Consider the following 5,173-nt stretch of genomic DNA (forward strand, 5'->3'; position numbering starts at 1 on the left):
CCAGGGACTCGAACAGCGGCAGCCCCACCGTCCGCCCCGTCACCGCGACCCGTACCGGCGCCTGCGCCTTGCCCAGCTTCAGCCCGTGCTCTTCGCCCGCCGCGAGCACCGCCTCCTTCAGCGGCTCCGCCGACCACTCGGCCGCGGCCAGCTTCGCCCGCGCGGTACGCAGCAGGTCGGCCGCACCCGGCTGCCCCGGCTTCATGGCCTTGTCCCACGACTTCTCGTCGTACACCGGCTCGTCGAGGAAGAGGAAGTCGACGTTGGCCGTGATGTCGGACAGCACCGTCAGCCGCGTCTGCGCCAGCGGCGCCACCGCCGCGAAGGCGTCCGCGTCGAACGACTCCGCGGGCCACGGCGCGTGCGGCGCCCGCAGCCAGGGGGCGCAGCGCTCGGCGAAGTCCTTCACGTCGAGCATGCGGATGTGGTCCGCGTTGATGGCCTCGGCCTTCTTCAGGTCGAAGCGGGCCGGGTTGGGCACCACGTCGGCGATGTCGAAGGCCGCGACCAGCTCGTCGCGGGTGAAGACGTCGCGGTCGGCGGAGAGCGACCAGCCCAGCAGGGAGAGGTAGTTGATCAGCCCCTCGGGCAGGAAGCCGCGCTCGCGGTAGAGGTTGAGCGACGCCTGCGGGTCGCGCTTGGAGAGCTTCTTGTTGCCCTCGCCCATGACGTACGGCAGGTGGCCGAAGTCGGGCACCCGCTTGGCGACGCCGAGGTCGATCAGCGCGCGGTAGAGCGCGATCTGCCGCGGGGTGGAGGACAGCAGGTCCTCGCCGCGCAGCACGTGCGTGATCTCCATCAGCGCGTCGTCGACGGGGTTGACCAGGGTGTAGAGCGGGGCGCCGCTGGCGCGCACGATGCCGTAGTCCGTGACGTTCTCGGGGGCGAAGGCCAGCTCGCCGCGCACCAGATCGGTGAAGGCGATCGTCTCGTCCGGCATCCGGAAGCGGACGATCGAGGTCCGGCCCTCGGCCTCGTACGCGGCCACCTGCCCGGCGGTCAGTTCGCGGCAGTGCCCGTCGTAGCCGGAAGGCCGCCCGGCCGCGCGCGCCTCCTCGCGGCGCTCCTCCAGCTCGGCCGCGGTGCAGTAGCAGCGGTAGGCGTGCCCGGCGTCCTGGAGCCGGCGGGCCACGTCCGCGTAGATGTCCATGCGCTGCGACTGCCGGTAGGGCGCGTGCGGGCCGCCGGCCTCGGGGCCCTCGTCCCAGTCGATGCCGAGCCAGCGGAAGGAGTCGAGCAGCTGCTCGTACGACTCCTCGGAGTCCCGGGCCGCGTCGGTGTCCTCGATCCGGAAGACCAGCGAGCCGCCGGTGTGCCGGGCGTACGCCCAGTTGAACAGGGCGGTGCGGACCAGGCCCACGTGGGGGTTGCCGGTGGGGGAGGGACAGAAGCGGACCCGCAGGGGGGCCGGGGGGGCTGCGCTAGCCACGCTTGATCACCTTGTTGGCGAGAGTGCCGATGCCTTCGATGGTGACGGCGACCTCGTCGCCGTCGTGGAGCGGGCCGACGCCCGCGGGGGTTCCGGTCAGGATGACGTCACCGGGCAGCAGGGTCATCGCCTCGGTGATGTGCACGATCAGCTCGGGGATCGAGCGGACCATGTCCGTCGTCCGGCCGAGCTGGCGCTGTTCGCCGTTCACGGTGCACTGGATGGCGATGCCCTCGGCGATCCGGGCCGGGTCCAGGTCCGTCTCGACCCAGGGGCCGAGCGGGCAGGAGGTGTCGAAGCCCTTGGCCCTTGCCCACTGCTTCTCGCGCCGCTGGACGTCGCGCGCGGTCACGTCGTTGGCGCAGGTGTAGCCGAGGATCACGTCCTGGGCACGCTCCGGCGGCACGTCGCGGCAGAGCCGGCCGATGACGACGGCCAGCTCCGCCTCGTACTGCACGTCCTGGGAGAACGACGGGTACGCGATGGGGTCGCCGGGACCGATCACCGAGGTGGACGGCTTGAAGAAGGTGATGGGTACGTCCGGTGGGCTCGACAAGGGGTGTCCCAGCTCCGCGGCGTGCTCGGCGTAGTTGCGGCCGATCGCGACGACCTTGTTGGGGAGCACGGGGGGCAGCAGCCGCACCTTGTCCAGCGGGAGCTTCCGGCCCGACCGCTCGAACTCGGCGAAGGGATGGCCCTTGATCACGTCGAGGAGGACCTCGCCCCGGGGGGTGCCGGCGCCGTCGAAGCCGTCGGAGCCTTCGACCACACCGAACGCGACACTGCCGTCGATGGAGAACCTGGCGATACGCACGGGGCCCAGGTTATCGCCCCGCCACGGTGCGTCGCGCCGCGCGGGTCAGGCGCCGGACGGGAGTTCTTCCAGCACGGTGCGGCGCGGGTTCGCGGTCCGGTCCGGCGGCTGCGCGCCGGGCGCGGCGGCGGCGATCCGGGCGGCGAGGGCCTCGGGCGGCTCGGGAAGCAGCAGGTCCCCGGCGTCGTCGAGGTGGGCGAGGGTGGTGCGCCGCGGGTTGGCTATGGTGCGGAAGATCATGACGGTTACACGCGCCTTCACGTGCCGGGGCCCGCTGCCGGGCCGACGGGAACTGGCTTTACGGAACGATCCGTGGTGTCAAGTGAAGGGTAGGCGGCGCTATTCCCCGCGCCGCCGGGACCCATCCCGTACGGCATTGTGACTTTCCTCACCTCCCCGGTGACGAATGCCAAATATCGTCGACGCCGACGACGGGCGAAAGCGATCGATATCCGTATAGGGGAGACATTTCCCAACCGATGCGCTCGACCCGGGACACGGCCCCGCGCCATGCACCTCGTAGGAAAATGTCCCTTATCCCCACCCGTTGCTTCAACCACATGTAGTGTGACCGGCACGGTGAGTAGTGGCAGTCGAGCTGTTACCCCCGGGCCTTGTTGGAGATCCCGGCACTGTGCTGGAATTCCACGGACCGTCGCTGGAGTGCAGCCGACGCAAGGGCGCAACGGGGCGCCCCGCGGGGGACTGTGCGGGGAGCTTGCGCCGGTTGGTTCACGGCGGGCGGGGGCCTAAGCTCCCGCACGACCAGACAACGCTCCGGTGCATGCGCCGGAGCCGGTCCTAGAGGTTGCGACGCTAGTGCAGGGACGATTGAAGACTGACGGCAGCGTTCCGGGCGAGTCTGAGGCGCGTGGGAAGACCGACCGCGCAGCCTCCCTTCGGTACGGCCAGAGCGCGAGCTCCTCGCCGGACCGGAATGCCGACCGCGGCGGCGCCCGAATACCCGCGCCCCAGGCCGGCGACTTCGCCAACATGCAGCAGCCCAAGGGCTCGAAGGGGCCGGGCTCCCGGATCCTGCTGCGCAACTGGCGCATCAGCACCAGACTCGTCTCGCTCCTCGCGCTCCCCGTGGTCGCCGCGACCACGCTGGGGGCTTTCCGCATTGAGGAATCCTGGCAGAACCTCCAGCAGCTGGAGAACATGAAGCTGCTGACGGACATGACCGAGGAGGCCACCGAACTCGCCGACATGCTCCAGCAGGAGCGCGACAAGTCGGCCGGCCTCATCGTCGACGGGAACCCCAAGCACCCGGACATCACCGACGCCCGCGACGAGACCGACAAGGCCCTGATCGCCTTCACCCGGTCCGCGGACGAGATCGACACCACCGACGACGAGGACCTCGCCGGGGTCAACAACTCGCTGACGAGCGTCATCGAGAAGCTCAACAAGATCAACAGCATTCGCAAGACGGCCTACTCGGACGACACCGGCGGCGCCGCCCAGACGGTCAAGGCGTACGGCGAACTCGTCGACTCCCTGGTCTCGCTCTCCCAGGACATGGCCCTGGCCACCAGCAACCCGGACATGATCGCCAAGACCCGGGCGCTGGCCACCTTCTCCTCCGCCAAGGAGTACGCCTCCGTCCAGCAGGCGATCATCAGCGCCGCCCTCGCCGAGGAGCCCCGCGACGACTTCGCCGAGGCCGACCGGCTGGAGGCCGCCTCCGCCCAGGAGGCGGAGAGCTCCTCGCTCAAGCTCTTCGCCCACCTGTACTCCGGCCGGATCGGCCTGACGGATCTGATGCGCTCGCTGGACGGCGGCAACGCCTCCGTGCAGCAGGCCGACACGTTCGCCAAGAACCTGGTGAACAACCCGGACAGCATCAAGAACGCCGACATGAGCTACCGGCACTGGTACGAGCTGGACAGCGTCAAGATCGAAGAGATGAAGAAGATCGAGCAGCACCTGCTCCAGGAGATGGAGCAGACTGCGCGCGATCTGCGGTCCGAGGCCCGGAACGAAACGTACTTCAGCGCTGCCCTGATCCTCCTCGTCCTGCTCATCTCGCTGGCCGGCGCCTTCGTCGTCGCCCGCTCCATGGTCCGCTCGCTGCGCCGGCTGCAGGACACCGCGCAGACCGTCGCCCAGAAGCGGCTGCCCGAGCTGGTCAAGCAGCTCTCCGACGCCGACCCGCAGGACGTCGACACCTCCGTCGAGACCGTCGGCATCCGCAGCCGGGACGAGATCGGCAAGGTGGCGTCCGCGTTCGACGACGTGCACCGCGAGGCCGTCCGGCTGGCCGCCGAGCAGGCGCTGCTGCGGGGCAACGTGAACGCGATGTTCACCAACCTCTCGCGCCGGAGCCAGGGCCTCATCCAGCGTCAGCTCTCACTCATATCCGAACTGGAGTCCCGCGAGGCCGACCCGGACCAGCTGGAGAACCTCTTCAAGCTCGACCACCTCGCGACCCGCATGCGCCGCAACGGCGAGAACCTCCTCGTCCTCGCGGGCGAGGAGCCGGGCCGCCGGTGGACCCGCCCGGTCCCGCTGGTCGACGTGCTGCGCGCCGCCGCCTCCGAGGTGGAGCAGTACGAGCGGATCGAACTGTCCGCCGTACCGGCCACCCAGGTCGCCGGCCGCGTCGTCAACGACCTCGTCCACCTGCTCGCCGAGCTGCTGGAGAACGCCACGTCGTTCTCCTCGCCGCAGACCAAGGTCAAGGTCACCGGCCACGCGCTGCCCGACGGGCGGGTGCTGGTCGAGATCCACGACACCGGCATCGGGCTGTCGCCCGAGGACCTCGGGGCGATCAACGAGCGGCTGGCCAACCCGCCCACGGTCGACGTCTCCGTCTCCCGCCGCATGGGCCTGTTCGTGGTCGGCCGGCTCTCGCTGCGCCACGGCATCCGCATCCAGCTGCGCCCCTCCGACTCCGGCGGCACCACCGCGCTGGTCATGCTCCCCGT

General features: G+C 70.1%; 4 protein-coding genes. 1 reads left to right on the forward strand and 3 read right to left on the reverse strand.

The window, feature by feature from the left end; all coding sequences use genetic code 11:
• The 3 genes from gltX to H5J30_RS16700 form a co-directional block, all read right to left on the reverse strand.
• Positions 1-1,360: glutamate--tRNA ligase (gene gltX / locus H5J30_RS16690; RefSeq protein WP_374100987.1), on the reverse strand; the 1,360-nt coding region annotated here is incomplete at its 3' end.
• A 61-nt stretch (positions 1,361-1,421) separates the two neighbouring features.
• Positions 1,422-2,243: a fumarylacetoacetate hydrolase family protein gene (locus H5J30_RS16695; protein ID WP_181788222.1), complete on the reverse strand. Its 822-nt coding sequence runs from the start codon at positions 2,241-2,243 to the stop codon at positions 1,422-1,424.
• A gap of 45 nt (positions 2,244-2,288) precedes the next feature.
• On the reverse strand, positions 2,289-2,483 hold the full coding sequence (locus H5J30_RS16700) for a hypothetical protein (protein ID WP_018838961.1): 195 nt from the start codon (positions 2,481-2,483) through the stop codon (positions 2,289-2,291).
• A 579-nt stretch (positions 2,484-3,062) separates the two neighbouring features.
• Between H5J30_RS16700 and H5J30_RS16705 the strand changes: the two genes are divergently transcribed.
• Positions 3,063-5,173 (forward strand): sensor histidine kinase (locus H5J30_RS16705; protein WP_309505552.1); only part of this gene is annotated, 2,111 nt, incomplete at its 3' end.

The organism is Streptomyces phytophilus, from assembly GCF_013870535.1.
Lineage (GTDB): Bacteria > Actinomycetota > Actinomycetes > Streptomycetales > Streptomycetaceae > Streptomyces > Streptomyces phytophilus.